The organism is Bifidobacterium sp. LH_419 (genome assembly GCF_056356955.1).
The window spans coordinates 55,400-76,193 of record NZ_JBKEVG010000009.1; the positions used below are offsets into that span (position 1 = coordinate 55,400).

16 protein-coding genes are annotated in these 20,794 nt (G+C 67.4%); 1 reads left to right on the forward strand and 15 read right to left on the reverse strand.

The window, feature by feature from the left end; genetic code table 11:
• Positions 1-127: 127 nt before the first annotated feature.
• From pstS to AC1AYX_RS07090, 14 genes are all read right to left on the reverse strand, one after another.
• On the reverse strand, positions 128-1,255 hold the full coding sequence (gene pstS, locus AC1AYX_RS07025) for a phosphate ABC transporter substrate-binding protein PstS (protein ID WP_476502837.1): 1,128 nt from the start codon (positions 1,253-1,255) through the stop codon (positions 128-130).
• Between the two features lie 260 nt (positions 1,256-1,515).
• Positions 1,516-2,223: a response regulator transcription factor gene (locus AC1AYX_RS07030; protein WP_476502838.1), complete on the reverse strand. Its 708-nt coding sequence runs from the start codon at positions 2,221-2,223 to the stop codon at positions 1,516-1,518.
• An 85-nt stretch (positions 2,224-2,308) separates the two neighbouring features.
• Complete coding sequence (locus tag AC1AYX_RS07035; protein ID WP_476502839.1) at positions 2,309-3,757, reverse strand: sensor histidine kinase; 1,449 nt, start codon at positions 3,755-3,757, stop codon at positions 2,309-2,311.
• Positions 3,758-3,934: 177 nt separating this feature from the next.
• Positions 3,935-4,681 (reverse strand): 5'-methylthioadenosine/S-adenosylhomocysteine nucleosidase, encoded by a 747-nt coding sequence (gene mtnN / locus AC1AYX_RS07040; RefSeq protein ID WP_476502840.1) that lies wholly within the window; start codon positions 4,679-4,681, stop codon positions 3,935-3,937.
• 136 nt (positions 4,682-4,817) lie between these two features.
• A complete protein-coding gene (locus tag AC1AYX_RS07045; RefSeq protein ID WP_476502841.1) occupies positions 4,818-6,137 on the reverse strand; it encodes an MFS transporter in 1,320 nt (439 codons plus the stop codon).
• A 336-nt stretch (positions 6,138-6,473) separates the two neighbouring features.
• Positions 6,474-7,664 carry a 3-deoxy-7-phosphoheptulonate synthase gene (locus AC1AYX_RS07050; RefSeq protein WP_476502842.1) on the reverse strand — a complete coding sequence of 397 codons (1,191 nt, stop codon included), beginning with the start codon at positions 7,662-7,664 and terminating at the stop codon, positions 6,474-6,476.
• 84 nt (positions 7,665-7,748) lie between these two features.
• The gene (locus tag AC1AYX_RS07055) at positions 7,749-8,882 is read right to left on the reverse strand and encodes a 3-deoxy-7-phosphoheptulonate synthase (RefSeq protein ID WP_476502843.1); all 1,134 of its coding nucleotides are present in this window, start codon (positions 8,880-8,882) and stop codon (positions 7,749-7,751) included.
• 605 nt (positions 8,883-9,487) lie between these two features.
• The gene (locus tag AC1AYX_RS07060) at positions 9,488-10,837 is read right to left on the reverse strand and encodes a C1 family peptidase (protein ID WP_476502844.1); all 1,350 of its coding nucleotides are present in this window, start codon (positions 10,835-10,837) and stop codon (positions 9,488-9,490) included.
• A 151-nt stretch (positions 10,838-10,988) separates the two neighbouring features.
• Complete coding sequence (locus tag AC1AYX_RS07065) at positions 10,989-12,455, reverse strand: cell division protein (protein ID WP_476502845.1); 1,467 nt, start codon at positions 12,453-12,455, stop codon at positions 10,989-10,991.
• Positions 12,456-12,655: 200 nt separating this feature from the next.
• On the reverse strand, positions 12,656-13,312 hold the full coding sequence (locus AC1AYX_RS07070; RefSeq protein WP_476502846.1) for a pyroglutamyl-peptidase I: 657 nt from the start codon (positions 13,310-13,312) through the stop codon (positions 12,656-12,658).
• Between the two features lie 79 nt (positions 13,313-13,391).
• Positions 13,392-14,216 (reverse strand): IspD/TarI family cytidylyltransferase, encoded by an 825-nt coding sequence (locus AC1AYX_RS07075; RefSeq protein ID WP_476502847.1) that lies wholly within the window; start codon positions 14,214-14,216, stop codon positions 13,392-13,394.
• A gap of 108 nt (positions 14,217-14,324) precedes the next feature.
• Positions 14,325-15,377, reverse strand: a complete 1,053-nt coding sequence (locus AC1AYX_RS07080; protein WP_476502848.1) for a purine nucleoside phosphorylase YfiH/LACC1 family protein — start codon at positions 15,375-15,377, stop codon at positions 14,325-14,327.
• 95 nt (positions 15,378-15,472) lie between these two features.
• Positions 15,473-17,098, reverse strand: coding sequence for a peptidase U32 family protein (locus tag AC1AYX_RS07085; RefSeq protein ID WP_476502849.1), 1,626 nt, complete (start codon positions 17,096-17,098; stop codon positions 15,473-15,475).
• Between the two features lie 57 nt (positions 17,099-17,155).
• The gene (locus tag AC1AYX_RS07090) at positions 17,156-17,884 is read right to left on the reverse strand and encodes a LysE/ArgO family amino acid transporter (RefSeq protein WP_476502850.1); all 729 of its coding nucleotides are present in this window, start codon (positions 17,882-17,884) and stop codon (positions 17,156-17,158) included.
• 486 nt (positions 17,885-18,370) lie between these two features.
• Here AC1AYX_RS07090 and AC1AYX_RS07095 point away from each other — a divergent pair, with 486 nt between their 5' ends.
• Positions 18,371-19,876 carry an aminotransferase-like domain-containing protein gene (locus AC1AYX_RS07095; RefSeq protein WP_476502851.1) on the forward strand — a complete coding sequence of 502 codons (1,506 nt, stop codon included), beginning with the start codon at positions 18,371-18,373 and terminating at the stop codon, positions 19,874-19,876.
• Positions 19,877-19,885: 9 nt separating this feature from the next.
• Here the strand turns inward: AC1AYX_RS07095 and AC1AYX_RS07100 are convergent, their stop codons facing one another.
• Entirely contained in the window at positions 19,886-20,749 is an 864-nt protein-coding gene (locus AC1AYX_RS07100; RefSeq protein WP_476502852.1) for an aldo/keto reductase, read from the reverse strand.
• Positions 20,750-20,794 lie beyond the last annotated feature (45 nt).

The following is a 20,794-nucleotide window of genomic DNA, read 5'->3' on the forward strand; positions in this document are numbered from 1 at the left end:
GCACGGTTTTCCGAAAACCGGCTGTGAGCCGCAGCCGTTCGCACGACTGCGGCTCACAGATTCGGTGTCTTCAATTAAGCTGTTCGGACCGTGCCGGGCCGCCCGTATGGACGACCCGGGAAGGTCATCACTTGGTCTTGATGGCTTCGATCGACTTGGTGATCTTCGCGGTCAGGCTGGACGGCAGCGGCGCGGAGCCGGCGGCGTCCTGGGCGGCCTTCTGGCCATCGGAGGAGGTGACGTAGGTGAGCCACGCCTTGGCGAACTCACCCTGCTTCGCGTCCTTGTAGGCCGGGCAGGCGATCATGTAGGACACGAGGACGATCGGGTAGGCGCCCTTGGCGGTGGTCTCGTGGTTGATCTTCACGACCACACGGTTGTCGCCCTTGGCGGAGGAGTCGAGCTCGGAATCCTCGATGACCTTGGAGCCGGCCTCGGCGGAGATCTCGTTGTAGGTGTCGCCGACCTTCACGGCGACGGTGCCGAGCTTGCCGACCTGGGAGAAGTCGGCGTAGCCGATGGTGCCGTCGGCCTGCTGCACGGTGGAGATCACGCCCGAGGTGCCCTTGGCGCCCTGGCCGACGGAGTTCGGCCAGTTCTCGGACAGGTCGTAGCTCCAGTCGTTCGGGGCGGCGTCCTTGAAGTAGGAGACGAAGTTCTGGGTGGTGCCGGACTTATCGGAGCGGTGCACGACGGTGATGTCGGTGTCGGGCAGCTTCAGGTCCTTGTTCTGGTCGGCGATGGCCGGATCGTCCCACTTGGTGATTTTGCCGTCGAAGATCTTGGCGATGGTGGAGGCGTCGAGGTCGATGTGCTTGCCCGCGTCGGAGATGCCCTTGAGGTTGAAGACCACGGCGATCGGGGAGATGTACACCGGCACGTCGAAGGCGGTGCCGGAAGTGCACACGGTCTTGGACTGGGAGACCTCGTCGTCGGACAGGGCCTTGTCGGAGCCGGCCCACGCGGTGGCACCGGTGAGGAAGGTGGAGACGCCCGCACCGGAGCCGGACGGGTTGTAGGCAATCTTGGCGTCCGGGTTGGTGCCCTGGAAGGCGGCGGTCCAAGCCTCGACGGCGGCCTGCTGGGAGGAGGCGCCGGCGCCGGCGAAGTTGCCGGAGATGGGCTCGGACTTGGTGGTGGAATCAGAGCCACCGTTGGAAGTGGAGGCGGTGTTGTCGCCGCAGGCCGCAAGGCCGGCCAGCATCACGATGCCGGACAGGGCGGCAATGGAGCGAACGAGGATGTTCTTACGCATTGTTTCTTTTCCCTCTATCACTTGCAAGAGGCGATCCGGATGTGGTGTGGAGACGCATTCCGAACCGTCCGTCATTTCTTGACATCTTCAAGACTAGAGGGAGCGACGGCTTTCACCGGCCGAAATCAGTGAACGGACGATGAACAATCCGCAATCAATGCCTACGTCGTTTTCAGGGACTTGCGCGTAGTTTGGCGCATGAGCCGGCCTCCTGCGACGAGAAGGCTGCCGGCTCCCTCGTCAGAGGGAGCCTGAATGGGTCAGGCGGCCGGCTTGTCGATCTTGTAGCCGAGGCCGCGCACGGTGGTGAGGTACTTGGGGTGGCTCGGGTCCTCTTCGATCTTGGCGCGCACGCGCTTGACGTGCACATCGAGCGTCTTCGTGTCGCCCACATAGTCGGAGCCCCAGATACGGTCGATGAGCTGGTGGCGGGTCATGACGCGGCCCTTGTTCTGCAGCAGGTATTCGAGCAGCTCGAACTCCTTGAGCGGGAAGAACACGTTCTCGCCGCGCACGGTGACCTGATGCTGGCCGACCTGCATCGAGATGTCGCCGCACACGAGCGGCAGGTCGTCGGCGCCGGAGCCGTCGCCCGATCCCGAGGGCTGCTGGTTGCGGCGCATGACGGCGCGGATGCGCGCGAGCAGCTCGCGGAACGAGTACGGCTTGGTCACATAGTCGTCGGCGCCGAGCTCGAGCCCGACGACCTTGTCGATCTCGGTGGATTTGGCGGTGAGCATGATGATCGGCACGCGGCTCTGCTCGCGGATGCGGCGGCACAGCGCGGTGCCGTCGATGCCGGGGAGCATGAGGTCGAGCAGCACGAAGTCGATGCCGCCCTTGGTGAACAGTTCGAGCCCTTCCTCGCCGGTCGCGGCGGCGGAGACGTCGTATCCTTCCCGCGTAAGCTGGTACACCAGCGGTTCCCTGTAGGATTCCTCGTCTTCCACGATGAGAATGCGCGTCATGATCACCTTTCCCCTGTTTTGTTACGTGGACAATCCTAGTCGTTCGCCCACGGTTCATCCGCCTCCAATCTCGACTACGTAATAATTACGCGTCGTTTTCGGTGTGATTCCCAGTATCATGCGAATCATCAGTACCACCATCATTGCCGACTACGTTTTTCCGGGCGTCCGTTCCCCGATCATCCGCAACGTCCGCGGCATCGGCGACACCGGCGGTGTCCGTAGCGTCCGTAGCGTCCGCACCGTCCGCGGCCGGACCGGCGAGCGGCGTCTGGTCCGCGTCGAGCGGCAGCTCGATCGTGAACGTGGACCCCTCCCCCTCATGCGACCACACGGACACGGTGCCGCCGCAGTCGGCGACGCAATGCTTGACGATGGCGAGGCCGAGACCGGTGCCGCCGGTCGCGCGCGAGCGCGCCGGATCGACCCGGTAGAAGCGCTCGAAGATGCGGTCGATGGATTCCGCCGGGATGCCGATGCCCTGGTCGATGACGCGGATGCGCACCTTGCCGTCGCGCGCGCCCACGGCGATGCGCACGGTCGTGTGTTCGGGCGAATAGTGGATCGCGTTCTCGACGAGGTTCTTCACGGCGGTGGTGATCGAGTCCTCGTCGCAGGAGACGATCGCGTCCCTCTCCCCCGGTCCGGGCGCGTCGACCGGCACCTGCACGCCGTCATAGTGCAGTTCGAGCGCGATGTGGCGTCCGTCCGCCTGCACCTGGTTCTCGGCGATGGCCTTGCGCGCGACGGCAAGCACGCCGAGACGCTTCGGGTCGAGCACGCCGGCCGCGTCCTGCGCCTTCTGCAGGTCGATGAGACGGTGGACGAGTTCGGTCAGTCGCGTCGACTCCTTGGAGACGCGTCCGGCGAAGTAGCGCACGGCGTCCGGATCGTCGGCGGCGTCGCCGATCGTCTCGGCGAGCAGTGAGATGGCGCCGGCGGGCGTCTTCAGTTCATGTGAGACGTTCGTCATGAAGTCGCGTCGCATCGCCTCGAACCGGCGCTGCTCGCTCATGTCGCTGATGAGGACCGCGTACAGGTCGTCGCCGATCGCGCTCACGCGCACCCTGAGATAGCGGATGTTCGACGGCATCGCCTTGCCCGCCTCGACGCCGCGCCCGGAATCGCCGTTCACGCCGGCGAGCGTGTGCACGCCCTCGACGGGCAGTTCGATCTCGCGTTCGCGCGTCTTGCCGTCCGCGGCGACGCGCGCGAGGATGCCGAGCGCGTCGTCGTCCGAAAGATGACGCGACTCGTTCATCCCGAATTCGGCGGCGTCCTTCGTCATGTAGCGGACGATGCCTTCGCCGTCGACGAGAATCACCGCTTCGGGAATCGCCGCGACGAACGCCTCCTCCCGCGCGCGCACCGACGGTTCGCCGCCGAACAGCACGTCGTCGGGGTCGACCGGGGCGGCGACGTGCGGGCGCGACTCGCGCCCCACGCGCTCGCCCCGCTCCATGCCGTCGCGGTAGGCGGCGACCGCCGCGACGAGCGCGACGACGACCAGAACGAGCACCTGCCACCAGACCATGTTCCACCTCACTGACGGGAGGCCGGCGGCGCGCGACGGGACGTCGACGCGATGGCCGGCCGAAAACGTTTGCCCCTCCAGACTAGCGGGAGAACACGTAGGATTCACGCAGGACTACGTAAGTTCAGCGGATGTTCATTTTTTCCGGCGAAAAACGGACATCCGCGGGACGTGGGCTCACATGCGCCTGAGGATGTCGACGGCGAGGGCGGCGGCGGTGTCCGCGTATTCGCTGATGTCGAACTCCTTGAAGACCTCGTAGTCGGTGTCCGCGTTGTCGGACAGGGCGCGGATGACGAGCGCGGGCACGTCGTTGCGCGCGGCGACCTGCGCGACCGCCGCGCCCTCCATCTCGACCGCGTCGGCGCCCGTGTCGTGGATGACGCGGCTCACCTGCTCGGGCGAGTCGACGAAGTAGTTGCCGGAGGCGATGATGCCGGTGATGTGCTTCGTGCCGGCCGCGTCGAGCGCCTCGTCGGCGATGTGGAGCAGGTGGTCGTCGGAGTGGAATTCGGTGACGGGCTCGTCCGGCGTACCGGGCTTCCACTGGCCGACGAGACGCATGTCGGTGTCGAGGAAGCGCAGCGTGCCGCCGAGCACGACGTCGTTGACGTGCAGTTCGCGGTTGAGGTTGCCGGCGATGCCGGAGAAGACGACGGCGTCCGGCGCGTATGTGCTGATGAGATGCTGCGTGGTCGCGGCGGCGGCGACGAGGCCCATGCCGCCCACGGTGGCGACGACGGCGAGCTCCTCGCCCTTGTTCGTGGCGATTGTGCCTCGCGTGACGTCGAGGCTGGCGGCGTGGTCGTGCTCGACGTGCTCGAGGGCGGCGGCGATGAGCGCCACCTCCTCGTCCAGCGCGCCGATGATCGCGATGGTCCTGGTGGATGCCGCCGCGGCGGACGCGATATGCTTGCCGGTCATACGAAATCTCCCCTATGCTCGATGTGCGTTTCCGCAACCGAGCATAGGGGAGATTATGGTCAGACCTCTCTCCGTGCCCCCTTCAGGGGGAGCCGGCGGCGAAGCCGACTGAGGGGGTACCGCGGATCGGATGGACTCAGGCCTCGTAGTCCTTGTCCTTGCTCTCCTTGATGAGGAACAGGGCGACGAGCGCGAGGGCGGCCATGATGGCCATGTACCAGCCGACGGACACGACGGAGCCGGTCGACTGCACCAGGGCGGTGGCGATGGACGGGGCGAACGCGCCGCCGAGGATGGCCGCGAGGTTGTAGCTCAGGCCCGCGCCGGAGTAGCGCACGTTGGTCGGGAAGAGCTCCGGCAGGTAGGCGCCGCACGGCCCGAACAGGCAGCCCATGAGCGCGAAGCCGACGCACAGGAACACCATGACGGTGACGACGTTGTGCTGCAGCAGATGCATCGCGAACAGCGAGAAGACGAGCGTCAGGGCGGTGGTGGTGATGAGCACCTTCTTGCGGCCGATGCGGTCGGAGTAGACGCAGGAGATGAGGATGAAGATCGCGAAGAAGACCACGGAGGTCATCTGCATGGCGAGGTACTCGTTCTGCGTGAACGCCGGCTGCATGACCTTGACGCCGTAGCTCAGCGACCAGGTGCCGAGCACGTAGAACAGCGTGTAGGTGATGCCCATGGCGAAGGTGCCGAGAAGGACTTCCTTCCAGTACGGCACGAGCGAGCGCAGCGGGTGCTTGACGACGCGGTCGTTGGCGACGGCCTTGCGGAAGATCGGGGTCTCGGTCATGCGCAGACGCACGTACAGGCCGATGGCGACGAGCACGGCGGAGCACAGGAACGGGACACGCCAGCCCCAGGCCTGCATCGTCTCCGGGCCGAGCGTGGAGTCGAGCAGCAGGTTCAGGCCGTAGGCGCAGAAGAAGCCGATCGGGGCGCCGAGGTTCGGGAACGAGCCGTACAGGGCGCGCTTGTGGGCCGGGGCGTTCTCGGTGGCGACGAGGGCGGCGCCGGACCATTCGCCGGCGAGGCCGACGCCCTGGCAAGCACGGCAGATGCACAGGATGATGATGGCGAGCACGCCCAACTGGTCGTAGCTGGGCAGGCAGCCGACGAGGAACGTGGAGATGCCCATCGTCATCAGCGCGACGACGAGCGTGGTCTTGCGGCCGATCTTGTCGCCGAAGTGGCCGAACAGCATGGAGCCGAACGGGCGGGCGAGGAAGGACACAGCGAACGTGAGGAACGCGAGCATGGTGCCGATGGCCGGGTTGGCCTTGGTGGCGGCAGGGAAGAAGATCGCGCCGAAGTAGCTGGCGGACGCGATGGAATAGCAGTAGTTGTCGTAGAACTCGATGGCGGTGCCCACCATCGACGCGGCGATGATCTCGGGAACGGAGTCCTTCTTCGCCGAGGTTGCCGTGGATGCGACTGCGGTTGCGGACATGATGTGATGTAACCCCTCTTGAATGAATCTCTCGGATTCATCCCCGCGGGCCATGCGCGGTATGCGTCGCGCCGCGGGGAATCGGCAGGGTGCGCGGAGCGCGGGCTGGCGGCTTGTGGCTGCAGCGGCGTCCGCACACCGCTGTGCTGCCTATTGGTCTACTCGCCGTCCGGACCCCGCGGTGAGACTGCTCACATTGTGGACCGTGTTCCACGTATTTTGGCTATCCCTCGGCATCACCAAGCTTCGCTTCCCCTTGACATCGCCAAGCTTCGGCTCCCCTTGACAGGGGAGCTGGCGGCCGCAGGCCGACTGAGGGGTAGACCCCGGCCCCCTTCACCGCCAGCGGCGCGTGGCGACCGCTTCGGCGAGTTCGCGCAGCAGGGCCTCTGTATCCTCCCAGCTCAGGCACTTGTCGGTGATCGACTTGCCGTAGACGAGCTGGTCGAGCGGCGCGGCCGGCTGGTTGCCGCCTTCGATGAAGCTCTCCATCATCACGCCGGTGATGCCCTGCTCCCCCGCGGCGATGCGCGCGGCGATCTCGCGCACCACCTGCGCCTGGCGATGCTCGTCCTTGCCGGAGTTGCCGTGCGAGCAGTCGACGATCACGCCGTGTGCGGCGGCGGAGTCGGCGGGCATGCGCTTGCGGATCGTCTCCAACGCGGCGGCGATGTCCTCGCGCGAGTAGTTCGGGCCGGAGCTTGCGCCACGCAGCACGACGTGGCAGTCGGGATTGCCGAGCGTCTTGACGACGGCGGCGCGGCCCAGATGGTCGATGCCGAAGAACGTGTGCTGCTGCGCGGCCGCGAAGCAGGAGTCGGACGCGGCCTTGACCGAGCCGTCGGTCGCGTTCTTGAAGCCGATCGGCATCGAAAGCCCGCTCGCGAGCTGGCGGTGCACCTGGCTTTCGGTGTTGCGCGCGCCGATCGCGCCCCAGCTGACCGCGTCGGCGATGAACTGCGGGCTGGTCGGCTCGAGGAATTCGGTGGCGGCGGCGAGGCCCTCGCCGAGCACGCCGAGCAGCGTCCTGCGCGCGAGCAGCAGGCCCTTGCGGATGTTGCACGAGCCGTCGATGTCCGGATCGTTGATGAGGCCCTTCCAGCCGACGGTGGTGCGCGGCTTCTCGAAGTACACGCGCATGACGATGAGCAGCTGGCCGTCGAGCTCGTCCTTGAGCTTGGCGAGACGACGCGCGTAGTCGAGCGCCGCCGCCGGATCGTGCACCGAACACGGGCCGACGACGACGAGCAGACGGTCATCCTGCCCGTACAGGCAGGCGCGGATCTCGTCACGCGAATAGGCGACGATCTCCTGTGCCTCGGGGCCGAGCGGTAGGTCGGCGAGTACCTGGGCCGGGGTGGGCAGCACCTCGAACTCCAGCACGCGCCGGTTCACGATGCGGCTGACGCCGACCTGGTCCTCCCAGCGCGGCACGTCCGTGGCGACGAGCGGGTTCTTGCCCGCATCCATCGCCTCGCGGATGGCCTTCAGATCCTCCGGCTTGTTGAGTGGCTGCTGTTGCTGCATGACGATCGCTTCTCCCTTGGCTCACATATCCAGTGCCCAAGGATAGCGGATATCGCCCGCGGCGGGAGAGTGCGGCGGATGGGTTCAGCGGGAGGCGCGACGGGCGGCGACCGCGTCGGCGAGCGTATGCAGCAGCTCCTCGGTGCGGTCCCACGGCACGCAGGAGTCGGTCACCGACTGGCCGTAGACGAGCTGGTCGAGCGGCGCCGGCTTCTGATGGCCGGCGACGAGGAAGCTCTCCATCATCACGCCGAGGATGCCCGGTTCGCCTTCGGCGACGCGCTGCGCGATCTCCTCGACGACCTCGGCCTCGCGCACCTCGTCCTTGCCGCAGTTGCCGTGCGCCGCGTCGATGACGAGACCATGCTCGCTCGGACCCGACGCCTTCGACTTCCTCAGGTCCTCCAGCGCCTGGGCGACGGACGCCTTGTCGTAGTTGGGGCCGTGGTTCGAGCCGCGCAGCACGAGATGGCAGTCCGGGTTGCCCTTCGTCTCCGCCGAGATGACGCGGCCGTCCAGATTGATCGACAGGAAATGATGTTCGAACGCGGCCGCATAGCAGGAGTCGGCGGCCGGCTTGATCGAGCCGTCGGTCGCGTTCTTGAAGCCCACCGGCATCGACAGGCCGGAGGCGAGCTCGCGGTGCACCTGTGATTCGGTGTTGCGCGCGCCGATCGCGCCCCAGCTGATCAGGTCGCAGATGTACTGCGGGGTGATCGGGTCCAGCCATTCGGTCGCGGTGGGAAGGCCCAGGTTGAGCACGTCGGTGAGCACCTTGCGCGCCAGCCACATGCCCTTGCGGATGTTGAACCGGCCGTCGAGGTCCGGGTCGTTGATGAGGCCCTTCCAGCCGATTGTGGTGCGCGGCTTCTCGAAGTACACGCGCATGACGATGAGCAGGCGGTCGTTGAGCTCGCGGTTCACGGCGGCGAGCTTCTCCGCGTACTCGTGCGCGGCCTTCGGATCGTGGATCGAGCAAGGGCCAACGATGACGAGCAGACGGTCGTCGCGGCCGTGCAGGACGTCGCGGATCTGCTGGCGGGAGGTGAGCACCAGCTCGCTCATCTCGTCGGTGAGCGGCAGCTCCCTCAGGAACGCGCGCGGCGCGGGAATCGGGTCGAGCTGGCGGATGTTGACGTCGACGGTCTCGGGAAAGACGGCCTGCTCCCCCAAACGACGCGCGTCCTCGGAACTGTCCGGACCACGAAGTGCTGCCATGCCGACTCTCCTTTCTTGACCATGAGTCATTCGATATATGCGCATGCGACATGCGATGCGCGATACGCGCCGCACCGTGCGGCGACCACTTCACTGTAGTGTGCCGTGCCCGAAATGCGAAACCGGCCGGCCGTTTCGTGGAACGGCCGGCCGGAATCGGCGGGTTATCGGGCTCCCCCTGACGGGACCTCGCCGTGAAGCGAACGCCGGAGGCGTTTGTAGGCGATGTGCGAGCCGACAGGCGAGCTGATGTGAGGCCAGCTGCCATCGCCTCCCTCTGACGAGGGAGGTGTCATCGCGAAGCGATGACGGAGGGAGAGAGGAAGAGCGGCCGCAGGCCGCGGGAAAATCGCATCGGCCGAAGGCCGATTCCGTTCTTCTGCGGCCTGCGGCCGCGGTCTCTCCCCCACCCGGCTCCGCCGGGAGCCCCCTCGTCAGAGGGGGCCGAGTTTCTCACGCGAGTGCGCCCTGCAATTATTGACTGCCTTCGGCAGACTCAGATCTGCCTTCGCCGTTCCCCGCGGTCTCACGACCGCGGGCCATGCCTACGAACAGCCCACCGGGCTGTTCGCTATACGGCATGTCGGCTCAGGCGCGCTTGCCTTTCAGGCAAGCGCGCCCATCGGATCCCATGCGGGCAGGGAGATGGCGTCTTCTTCGAGGGCCTTGAGGTACTCCTCGGGCAGGAGCGCCTTGGGGACGGCGACCTCGTAGACGTACTCGGTGAACCAATCGTCGCTCATCGTGAAGTAGCCCTTGTCGGCGATCTTCGTGCCCCAGGAGTTCTCGACGCGCCAGCGGCGGGTGGCGCCGTCCTCGGCGACGTCCACGCCGGCGAACGCCATCGCGTGATTCATCGCGGAGTCGGCGAAGCGCACGCGCTCCTCCTTGTCGAGGTCGAAGTCGAAGTCGTAGATCGAACCGTACTCGAACAGGTCGGTGGCCCACGCGCCGGACTCGCGGTCCATGAACGGGTGGCAGTCGGCGCCGAACCACACCGGGATGCCCTGCTCGACGAGGATCTTCTTCACGCAGTCCTTCATGAACTGGTTCGGCACGTTGAGGTATTCGGTGGCGTCGCCGCCGGCCACGTTGCCGAGGTGCTCGATGGCGATCTTGCGGCCCTTCGGGTGCTCCTTGCGCGGATCGTCGACGAGGCAGACGTAGCTCTCCAAATCGGCGGAGCCCACGTACTTCTTCCAGAACTCCTGCGGCGTGATCTCGCCGTCGCGGTGGAACTCGCCGTCGGCGTCGGTCCACTCCCAATCGAAGGAGACCGGCGGCTCGCCCAGGTGGATGGTGAGGATGCGGTGGCCGGCGGCGCGGGCCTCGGTGATGACCTCGTCGATGCGGGCGTCCTCGCCGGCGGCCTCGGCGGCGAACATGCGGGCGACGGCGGTGTGCAGCATGTGGCGCAGCTGCGTGTTCATCGCGCCCGTGTTCTTCGAGGAGGCGGTCTCCGGGTAGAGGTCCTTCGGCACGGCACCGTACTTCTTGTAGACGTTCATCGCCATCGTCCACTGGCCGCCGTCGCCCATCACGTCGGCGAGCAGATGCTGGACAAGACGGGAGTCGGCGGGCTCGCCGGCGCGCACGAGGGCGGCCACGTCCTGCAGGAAGTAGTTGACGCGCTCGAGCTTGTCGTAGTACATCGCGTAGTTCTGGGAGAACTCGAACTCCTTGACGTTCAGGTTCTTCTTCGCGACGAAGCGGGCCACGTTCAGGGAGCTGAACAGCCAGCAGCGGCCGGAGCGGTCCTGGTGGGTGGCCTCGCCGTTGTCCACGACGGTGGAGAAGCGGCGCTGCAGCAGGCGCGCGCGATCGTAGTTCTTGGCAACGGTGTCGATGCCGGCGGCGGTCACCGCGTTCATCGCCATACGGTTGGTGCCGTCGGCGTCGAACTCCTCACGCAGGGTGTCCAACGCGTCGGTGCTCAACGGATGCAGTTCAGTCATGTCCGATTATCTCCTTGATTTCCTTGTGGGCGGATAACAACCGGGACCAGCTTACTCGACGTATGGCGATGACGGAAACACGGGAGCCCCTGCATGCCGACCGGACTGGTCGGCATGCAGGGGCTCCTATCGCCGTCTGCCGGTACCGCCGCTACTGCTGCTGCCCGGCGCCCTGCGCGTCCTGCGCGGCCGGCTGCTGCTGGTCGCCGGCGTCGCCGTCGGTGATCTCCGGGATGTCGTCGACCTCATCGGCACCGGCGGCGTTCCCGGCCGGGGCGTCGGCGGGCGCGGCGTCGCCGTCGGCCTGCTGGCCGTCGGCCACGGCGTTGTTCACCGGCACGTCCGGAGCGGCGGCCTGGTCGTTGAGGAATCCGGAGAACACGTTGGTGAACATGGAGCGCAGCTCGGTGACGCGCTGCGTGATCTGCGCCTCGCGCTGCTGCAGCTCCTTGATGTTCTTCTTGAGGCCGTCGAGCTCGACCTGCGCGGCGGTGCGGCGCTCCTCGATCTGGGTCTCGGCCTCCTCGCCGGCCTTCTTGAGGATGGCGGCGGCCTGGGCGTCCGCGTCGGAACGCTTGGCGGCGGCGTAGGAGTCGGCTTCCTCGCGCACGGTCTTGGCCTGGCTGATGAGCTTGTCGGCCTCGTCCTTGGCGGCGGTGCGGCGCTCCTCGAGGCTGTCGAGCAGCTCGCTGACCTTCTTGGTGGCCTCCTCCTGCTGGGCGGCGATGTCGGTGCGGATCTGCTCGACCTCGGCGTTCACCTGGCTCATGGTCTTCGTGCGGTGCACTTCGGCGTCGTCGGTGATCTCCTGCGCCTTCGACTTGGCCTCGTCGGTGATCTCACCGGCCTTGCGCTGGGCGTCGGTCATCATCTTGGAGACCTGCTCGCGCACGTCGGCGAGCTTCTTGTTCGCCTCGGCGAGCGCCGCCTCGATCTGGTCGTTCGCCTCGGACTTGAGACGGGAGAGCTCCTCGTTGGTGCTCTTGCGCTGGGCGGCGATCTGCGCGGTGGCGGTGGCCTTGAGGTCCGACAGCTCGCGCTCCTGCGAGGCACGCTCGGAGGCGAGCTTCTTGTTGTGCTCCTCACGGGAGTTGCGCAGTTCGAGTTCGACGGTCTGGCGCTGTTCGGTGACGTTCTTCGCGGTCTCGGCACGCAGCTGGGCGACGTCGTTGCGGGCGGTGGTGGTGATGGTCTCGGCCTCGTTGTTGGCCTGGTCGAGGATCGAGGAGGCCTTCTGGTTGGCGTCGCCGACGATGTGCTGGGCGTCGAGCTTGGCGTTGTTGATGAGCGTCTGGGCCTGGGCCTGGGCGGCCTTGCGCGTGGTGGAGGCGTCGGCCTTGGCGCGTTCGAGCAGTTCGGAGCAGGTCTGTTCGGCGGAGGCGAGCATCTGCTGCGCGTTGGCGCCGAGCGAGGCGAAGCTGTTCTTGGTGGGCTTGCGCTTCTTCTCCTCCTCCAGCTGCGCCTGCAGCTGCAGGATGCGGTCGTCGTCGGCCGCGATCTGCTCGCGCATGCCGGCGAGGGTGCGCTGCGCCTGACGCACGCGCTCCTGCGCGGCGGCGAAGGCCTCGTCCACCTTGTCCTTGTCGTAACCCCTCAACACGATCGGGAACTGATCCATGTCTGATCCTTTCGGCTCCATCACGTCGCTCTACCCTTGCCCTACGGGCATATCGAGCAAAATCGTATCCCATCGCGGCTGGGAACAGGCTGAACACGTCCGTAATGCACACAGCATCATCCATTTTCGTTCGATGCCGGCGCGTCACGCAACCGCGCACGTCACGCACGCACGCACCACACGCACGCACCATGCGCACGTCACGCGATGAGGATCTCCTTGGAACTGGGCCGGCGGTAGTAGCGCACCGTCTCGCGCACCACGTCGCCGCCGGCGGCGACGAGCTGGCGCAGCGGCAGGCCATGCTGCGGGTGGGGCGACTCGTTGACGAGCGGGAAGCTCACGAATCCGGCGAGCACGCGCTCCTGCCCGTGCGCCCAGTTGAGCAGGTTGTAGAACAGCGAATTGCACACGAACGTGCCAGCGTCGGAGCTCAACGTCGCGGGGATGCCGTCGTGCGCGAAATCGGCGATGATCGCGCGCAGCGGCAGTCGCGTCCAGTAGGCGGCGGGACCGTCTGGATCGATCGGCCTGCGCCGCGGCGCCACGTTGTCGGCGTCCGGCTTGGCGGCGTCCATGAGATTGGTCGCGCAACGTTCCATCATCACGCCGCGTGCCGCGTGCTTGAGCCCGGTGGCGATGACGATGTTCGGCTTCGCCTCCTCGATGGCGGCGAGCAGCGTGGGCCACGCCTTGGCGAAGCTGACGGGCAGGCTCACCGCGCGGATGCTGAGTTCCACGTCGTCGAGCCCGTCGACGCCGCGTTCGGCGAGCAGTTTCGGAACCTCGTAGGACGGGTTGACGCGGACGTCGTCATAGTGGTCGAAGCCGGAGATCACGACACTGAGCTGTTGCATGGCACCCAGTGTACCCGTCCGCGGCCGGCCGGTCGCGCACGCGCACCGCCGCCGCGACGCCGCGACGCGCGACGCGCGCTCAGCGGCGGTGCATCTGGGCGGCGGCGCCGGCGAACATGGCGTGCATGCGCGCCTTCGCCTCCTCGCGCGTCATGTGGTGCGTGAGGTCGGCGGCGATGCGCTCGGCGACGGGGATGTCGGCGAGCGTCGTGATCTTGAGGTTCGTCTCGCTGCCGGCGACGATCGCGACCGGCTCGTCGGGCATGTAGTCGACGACGACGCGCGTGTCGTCGGTCGGATGGAAGTCCGGGTCGGCGGCGGCCAGCTCGTAGGCGTGGCGGATCGTCGCGAAACGGAACGACTGCGGCGTCTGCGCGCGGTACGTGTCCGGACGGTCCGGCACGCTCGCGACGACCTTGCGGTCGCCGAGGTCGCGCGTGAGCAGCACGGTGTCGGTGGACGCGAACGCGACGGTCGCGGCGCGGAACTCGTCGAGCGCGTCGATCGAGCCGTCGATCGACTCCTGCGAGACGAACGGGCGCACCGCGTCGTGGATGAGGATCTTCGCCTCGTCGGGGATGCCGGCCGCGGCGAGCATGTCGAGCGCGGCGGCCGTGCTGTCGACGCGCTCCTCGCCGCCGTCGATGACGACGCGCACCTTGCCGTAGGCGGCCTCGCCGATGAGCCGCTCCACCTCGCCGCGCACCTTCGGGTTGACGACGACGACGATGTCGGTGACGCGCGCGCACCGCTCGAACGCCTCGATGCTCCAGCACACGATCGGCTTGCCGCCGACGGAGACGAGCTGCTTGGGGTTGTCGGGGTCGAATCGCGTGCCGAATCCGGCGGCGAGCACCACCGCCACGACGGGCGCGGGCTGGTTCATATTCTCTCTCTCAGTCATAATGCCTCCACCGTAGAACGCGCCCCGGCACGGTGACGGAAATCACACGCGCATCTGCACGGAATATCCGCCGGACGCGGGGCGCGGGGCGTTATGCGGGACGACGGCTCAGTGGCGCACGATGAGCGCGAGGAGACGGCCCTCGTGACGCTTGCCAGCCTTCGCGGCGCGGCGATGCGAGTACCACAGCGGATTCTCGAGCGTGCACATGCTGTGGCGGATGGCCGCGATGCGCGCGGACAACTCGGTCGGACCTTCGCCGTCGGCGCGGCACAGTTCGGCGAGTTCGGCGTCCTCCTCCAGGTATTCGGTGGCGGCGTGGATGCGCGGCATCGAATCGACGATGCGGTGCACGCCGGCGAACGCGAGGTCGATGCGCGCGGCCTCGGCGATGTCGATGCCGGCGCCGCCGAAGCGCGTCGCGGTCTTGGTGAGCGGGAAACGCTTGACGAACGTGTCGGCGATCTCGTCGCCCACCTCGTAGCAGTCACCGCAGATGCACGGGCCGAGCGTGGCGACGATGTTCTCCGGTTTCGCGCCCTTGGCGGCCATCAGGTCGACGGTCGACTGGATGACGCCGCGTTCGAGGCCGCGACGGCCGCAGTGGGCGGCACCGATCACACCGCTCACGGGGTCGGCGAACAGCACGGGCAGGCAGTCGGCGGCGAACATGCCGAGCGCGACGCCGGTCTGTGCGGTGACCTGGCCGTCGGCCTCGACGACGTGCGGCGCGGCATCGGCCGCTGCGGCGGACGGCTCGGTCGGCGTGGTCGGTTCGGTCGGCTCGCCGGTCGCTTCGGCGGCGGCCTCGCCGGTGCGTGTGCCGGAGACGTCGAAGCCGAACGGCGTGTTGATCTCGAACGCCTCATCCACGTCGACGGCCTTGCCGGAGTGGACCTGCGAGACGAGCGAGAGGCGTGCGCCGACCGCCTCGGCGAGCGCGATGCGGTTCGAAAGGACGGCCTCCGGGTCGTCGCCGGACTTGCCGCCGAGGTTGAGGTTGCCGAAGTCGCCGGTCGAGAGTCCCCCGAGGCGCGTCGTGTAGACGACGGTCACGCCGGGCGCGAGCGCGATCGGGATGGTGACGGGGATGGGGCGGCCCGCCTTGTCGGTGGAGCTGATCTGGTTCGAGTCGAGGATCGTCTCGTCGATTTCACTCATGATGGTGTCTCCTTGGGGTGGGTACCCCTCGCAGGCGGGTCCGCTGTCGATTTCCCCGGTTTTCGGGATCGGACTTCGTTGCGAGGGGTGCATGGTCATTCGGCCTTCAGCGTGGGTTTCTTCGTGCGCGAGCGGATGGCCGCGTTCTCGGGCACCTCGTGCGGGCATGGCAGCGAGAACACGTGCGCCGGGTTGTTGATCGCGGCGACGGGCACGCCGTCCGCGTCCTCGAGCCCGGTGCCGGGCACCGTGTAGGCGAGCGGGGCCTCGCCGGGCAGCAGGAATTCGACCTCCTGGCCGGGTTCGATCTTGTTGCGGCTCATGATGGTCGCGCGGCCGCCGCGTTCCGGGCTCCACGAGAGCACTTCGCCGACGACCATCCACGCGCGGAAGTAGGCGGAGCGGTTGGTGTTCTGCGTCACCTTGCGCTCCGGATAGTAGAAGCCGGTGGAGTAGTCGCGGTGGGCCACCTTGTCGGGTTCGTCGAGCAGCCAGCCGGGCAGTTCGACGTGCGGCGCGGGGCGGCATTTCGCGTGGTGCCAGCCTTCGGGCAGCACCTCCTCGCGCGTGTTCGACTTGCGGCGGGCGGAACGGGCCTTGTAGCTCAGCTGGTCGAGCTGCGCGCCGCCGGCGGAGCGGGCGGCCGCGTCCTCGGTCCTGGACGGCGCGACGGCGGAGGCGGGGGCGTCTTCGGAGTCGCCTTCGACCGGCGGCTCGCCGGGAACGCCGGCGAACGCGCGGTCGGCGTTCTTCTCGATCGCGTCGTCGGCGGTGCTCGCGAAATCAGGGTCGCCGGGGCGGATCACGCGGTCGCGGAACGGCTTGACGACGTCGCCGTCCGCGGTCTCGAAGCCGCGCTGAACCATGTATTCGTTGACGGCGGTCTTGTACGCGTTGGTCATCGCGGCGATGTAGTACGCGGATTTCGAACGGCCTTCGATCTTGAGGCTGGTGGCGCCGGAGTCGATCAGGTCGTCGATGTGGTCGAGCATGCACATGTCCTGCGAGTTGAACAGGTACGCGCCCTCCTCGGTCTGTTCGATCGGGAAGTACTGGCCGGGACGCTTCTCCTCGACGATCGAGTACTTCCAGCGGCAGGGCTGCGCGCACTCGCCGTGGTTGCCGTCGCGGCCGGTCAGGTAGTTGGAGAACAGACAGCGGCCGGAGAACGCCATGCACATCGCGCCGTGCACGAAGCATTCGATGTCCATGTCGTCGGGGATGCGCGCGCGGATGTCGCGCACGGCCTGCAGGTCCATCTCGCGGGCGAGCACGACGCGGCGCGCGCCGAACTCGTAGAGCGCCTGCGCGGCGCCGTAGTTGGTGACGCCGGCCTGGGTGGAGACGTGCAGCTCGACGTCGGGGGCGATCTGGTGGGCCATCATCATCACGCCGATGTCGGTGACGATCATCGCGTCGATGCCGGTGCCCTTCAACTGGCCGATGTAGTCGCGCATCGCCTCGACCTCGGCGTTGCGGGGCAGCACGTTGAGCGTCACGTAGACGCGGCTGCCGCGCTCGTGCGCGTAGCGAGCGCCCTCCTCGAAGTCCTCGAGGCTGAGGTTCCTGGGGGCGCTGCGCATGCCGAACGCCTTGCCGCCGCAGTAGACGGCGTCCGCGCCGTAGTCGACGGCGGTCTTGAGTCCGCGCAGGTTGCCGGCCGGGGCGAGCACTTCGGGCTTGCGGCGCATGCGCAGGGGGTTGTTGCCATTCGTATTCATCACCCCAACAGTGTAGCGGCCCGCGGGGAGACGAATCGGGGCGGGCGCGGGGCGGCGTCAGAGGACGGCGAGGGCGAAGTCGACGAGGAGTTTGACGCCGTAGAGGGCGATGACGCCGCCGCACACGCGGTTGAGCACGTCGATGATCCTCGGGCTGAACTTGTGGGCGAACGCGTTGACGACGAGCGTGACGCCGAGGAACCACAGCACGGAGGCGGTCTCCACGCCGGTGATGAACGGGGTGGTCTGCCCGGCGTGCAACGTGGCGGCGAACGCGCCGAGCATCAGCGTGCCGTCGATGATGGCCTGCGGGTTGAACCAGGTGACCGCGCAGGCGGTGCCGATCGTGTCGATGAGTCCGCGTGCGCCGAGACGGGCGGCGGGATGGGCGGTCTCCGGACGGTCCGCGGCGGGAGCGGATGAGCGGCCTGCGGCCGGACCACCCTCACCCGCTTCGCGGGAGCTCCCGCCGGCGGGAGCGGAGACGGCGGTGCGTTCGGTAGTGCGACGCTTGGGGAGGACGAGGCCGAGGCCGATGCGGATGACGACGAGCCCGCCGAGACCGAGCACGATGTTCTCCAGCCACGGGTGCGCCTGCATGAGCGCGCCCACGCCGAAGAAGCAGGACAGGCTCAGCGCCATGTCGAAGCAGATGACGATGAGCGCGGTGATGAGCGCGTTGCGGCGCGTGCGCGTCAACGCCGAATTGATGACGAACAGGTTCTGCATGCCGATCGGCGCGATGTACGCCAATCCCATCGTGAGCCCTTGAATATACAGTCCCATCCTCGTTCCTCGTTCCCTCGGCCGGCACCCGCGTCACGCGCGGTTCCACCCGTCCCTCGGCTCCCCTTGTCAGGGGAGCTGGCGGCCGCAGGCCGTCTGAGGGGTAGTCACGGCAGCCCCTCAACCGGCTTTTTGGTTTTGGCTGGGCAATCCACACCCAGCCAAAACTAGCCAAACACAGTTCAGCCAACCAGCCATATGCGAATCACATGCCATGCAATCCGCATCATTCCAATGCCGTTGCCATATCCTACGCAACCGATTACACTTGGCAACCAGCCAAGGCAAGCATTTACCACCCAACCAAACACCCCCTCAGCCGGCCTGCGGCCGCCAGCTCCCCCTGAAGGGGGCGCGGAATCCGCCTCCCCCACCGGCCCACGGCCGGGGTCTCTCCCTCCGTCATCGCTGCGCGATGCCACCTCCCTCGTCAGAGGGGAGGCAAAGCGGAACATCCACACCCGACAAGCCACCAAGGAGCCGCATATGCCGCGTACCACGCCGCTCGACATCGACTGGGCCCCGGACCGCACGAGTCCCACGCCCGTCACCGAGCAGATCGTCGACTACATGTGCGGGCGCATCGCCTCCGGCGCGTGGCCGATCGGCGCGAGGCTGCCCAGTCAGCGCGCGTTGGCCGAATCGTTCGGCGTGAACCGGTCCACCATCATCGCCGCCGTCCAGGAGCTCGCCGACTACGGCATCGTCGAAGGGCGCCACGGGGCCGGCACGCGCATCGCGAGCAACACGTGGTCGCTGATGCTGCCCGGCGCGCCCGACTGGGCGGACTACGTCTCATCCGGATTCTTCAAGGCGAACAACGCGACCATCCAGACCATCAACCGGCTCGAATTCGACCGCACGAAGACGCGTCTGGGCACCGGGGAGATCGACCCACGGCTCTTCCCGCGCGACATGTGGCGGCGCGTGGCCGGCGAGGCGGCCGCCGAGATCGACGCGCTTGGCTACCCGCCGCCAGAGGGTCTGGACGTGCTGCGGGAGGCGATCGCCGCGCACATGCGCGACTGGGGCGTCGACTGCCGCCCCGGACAGGTGCTCGTCTCCTCGGGAGCATTGCAGGGATTGCAGATGATCTCGGTGAGCCTGCTGTCCGCCGGATCGACCGTCTACGCGGAGGCGCCGAGCTACATCAAGTCGCTGCAGGTGTTCCAGTCGGCGGGCATGCGGCTCGCCGGCGTGCCGATGGACGGCGACGGTCTCGACGTGGACGCGCTGGACGGACTGTTGTCCGCCGCGACGGAGACGAACGCGCCGGCCGGACCTCAGCGGATGGCGAAACGCGACGAGCACGCCGGCGACGCCGTCCTCTATACGATTCCCACGAACCACAATCCGACCGGCGTGACGATGCCCGAGGAGCGCCGACGCGCGCTCATCGACGCGTGCGTGGCGCACCGGCTGCCGATCATCGAGGATTGCGCGTATCAGGATCTCGTCTTCGAGGGGTCCACGCCGCGCGCGCTCAAATCCTATGACGGGACGGGCATGGTGATCACGCTGGGCAGCGCGTCGAAGGCGCTCGCACCGGGATTGCGCATCGGATGGATCGTGGCCGACGAGCGGATCGTGCACCGGCTCGCGGACGTGAAGATGCAGATGGATTACGGCGCGAGCACGCTCAGCCAATGGGTGTTCGCTCGGTTCCTGACAAGCGGGCTGTACACGGAGTATCTGGGGCGTCTGCGCGCCGAACTGCGCCGCCGGCGCGACGCGGCGCTGGAGACGCTGGAACGGCTGTTCGCCGGGCGCGCGCATTGGAACGTGCCGCACGGCGGGTTCTACATCTGGCTCACGTTCGACGAGCCGGTGCGCATGGGACGGCTGTTCCAGCAGGCCGCCGAGCGCGGCGTGCTGCTCAATCCGGGCGACATCTACGATTTCGAGGGCGACAACGCCCTGCGCCTGAGCTACGCCTACACCACCCCGGAGGAGTTCGCCGGGGCGGCGCAGGTACTGGCCGGATTGGTATGAGACCGGCAATCAGCCGAGCTTGGCCATCTCGTCCGGGGTGAGTTCGAGCTGGTCGGCCTTGAGGGAGTCGAGAATCGTCTCGGGGCGATGGGCGCCGGGGATGACGAACATGTGGTCGCCCTTGGCGAGCTCCCACGCGAGCGTGACCTGCTGGTAGCTCACGCCGTGCGCGGCCGCGACCTCGCGGAACGGGTCGAACTTGGATTCGTCGTACGGGTGGCGGTAGCCGCCGAGCGGGCTCCAGCACACGAACACGAGGCCCAGCTTCGCGCAGTAGTCGAGCGTGTCCTGCGTCTCCAGATGGATCGGCGAGTACTGGTTCTGCACGGCGACGAGCTTGTCGCCGAGGATCGAACGCGCGATGTCGATCTGTTCGATCGACGCGTTGGACACGCCGGCCACGCGGGCCACGCCCTCGTCGACGAGCTGCTTGAGCGCCTCGACGGACTCGTTGTACGGCACCTCCGGATCGTGGCGGTGCAGGTAGAGCAGGTCGATGGTGTCGACGCCGAGCGCCATCGCCGACTGCTTGCCGTATTCGATGAGATGCTCCGGCTTGCCGTCGCGCGGCCAGACCGGCTTGTCGCCCTCCCATGCGCGGCGCAGACCGATCTTCGTGGCGACGGTCACCTCGCTCTTCGGCCCCTTCCACGTGGCGAGCGCCTCGCGCACGAGCTTTTCGCCGGTCTGTTCCTCCTCGCCGGGCGTGTAGTAGGCCCACGCGGTGTCGATGTGGCGGCAGCCGGCGTCAAGCGAGGCGTGCAGCGTTTCGATGCCGACCTCGTGCCCGCGGTTGTTCTCGATGGTCAGCGGCATCTCGCCGTGGCCGATCGCGGTGGTGGAGAATGGTCCCAGATTGCGGTACAGCGCCATGGTGCGCTCCTTCCTTGCGTTCCCGTCTTGGCTGGTCGTCGTCGC

Excerpts from the sequence above, each read along its gene's own strand:
- AC1AYX_RS07085 (WP_476502849.1), bottom strand. The coding sequence starts at position 17,098 with ATGAATACGAATGGCAACAACCCCCTGCGCATGCGCCGCAAGCCCGAA.
- AC1AYX_RS07090 (WP_476502850.1), bottom strand. The coding sequence starts at position 17,884 with ATGGGACTGTATATTCAAGGGCTCACGATGGGATTGGCGTACATCGCG.
- AC1AYX_RS07070 (WP_476502846.1), bottom strand. The coding sequence starts at position 13,312 with ATGCAACAGCTCAGTGTCGTGATCTCCGGCTTCGACCACTATGACGAC.
- AC1AYX_RS07030 (WP_476502838.1), bottom strand. The coding sequence starts at position 2,223 with ATGACGCGCATTCTCATCGTGGAAGACGAGGAATCCTACAGGGAACCG.
- AC1AYX_RS07080 (WP_476502848.1), bottom strand. The coding sequence starts at position 15,377 with ATGAGTGAAATCGACGAGACGATCCTCGACTCGAACCAGATCAGCTCC.
- AC1AYX_RS07065 (WP_476502845.1), bottom strand. The coding sequence starts at position 12,455 with ATGGATCAGTTCCCGATCGTGTTGAGGGGTTACGACAAGGACAAGGTG.
- AC1AYX_RS07100 (WP_476502852.1), bottom strand. The coding sequence starts at position 20,749 with ATGGCGCTGTACCGCAATCTGGGACCATTCTCCACCACCGCGATCGGC.
- AC1AYX_RS07060 (WP_476502844.1), bottom strand. The coding sequence starts at position 10,837 with ATGACTGAACTGCATCCGTTGAGCACCGACGCGTTGGACACCCTGCGT.
- AC1AYX_RS07075 (WP_476502847.1), bottom strand. The coding sequence starts at position 14,216 with ATGACTGAGAGAGAGAATATGAACCAGCCCGCGCCCGTCGTGGCGGTG.
- AC1AYX_RS07095 (WP_476502851.1), top strand. The coding sequence starts at position 18,371 with ATGCCGCGTACCACGCCGCTCGACATCGACTGGGCCCCGGACCGCACG.
- AC1AYX_RS07045 (WP_476502841.1), bottom strand. The coding sequence starts at position 6,137 with ATGTCCGCAACCGCAGTCGCATCCACGGCAACCTCGGCGAAGAAGGAC.
- AC1AYX_RS07035 (WP_476502839.1), bottom strand. The coding sequence starts at position 3,757 with ATGGTCTGGTGGCAGGTGCTCGTTCTGGTCGTCGTCGCGCTCGTCGCG.
- pstS (WP_476502837.1), bottom strand. The coding sequence starts at position 1,255 with ATGCGTAAGAACATCCTCGTTCGCTCCATTGCCGCCCTGTCCGGCATC.
- AC1AYX_RS07055 (WP_476502843.1), bottom strand. The coding sequence starts at position 8,882 with ATGGCAGCACTTCGTGGTCCGGACAGTTCCGAGGACGCGCGTCGTTTG.
- AC1AYX_RS07050 (WP_476502842.1), bottom strand. The coding sequence starts at position 7,664 with ATGCAGCAACAGCAGCCACTCAACAAGCCGGAGGATCTGAAGGCCATC.
- mtnN (WP_476502840.1), bottom strand. The coding sequence starts at position 4,681 with ATGACCGGCAAGCATATCGCGTCCGCCGCGGCGGCATCCACCAGGACC.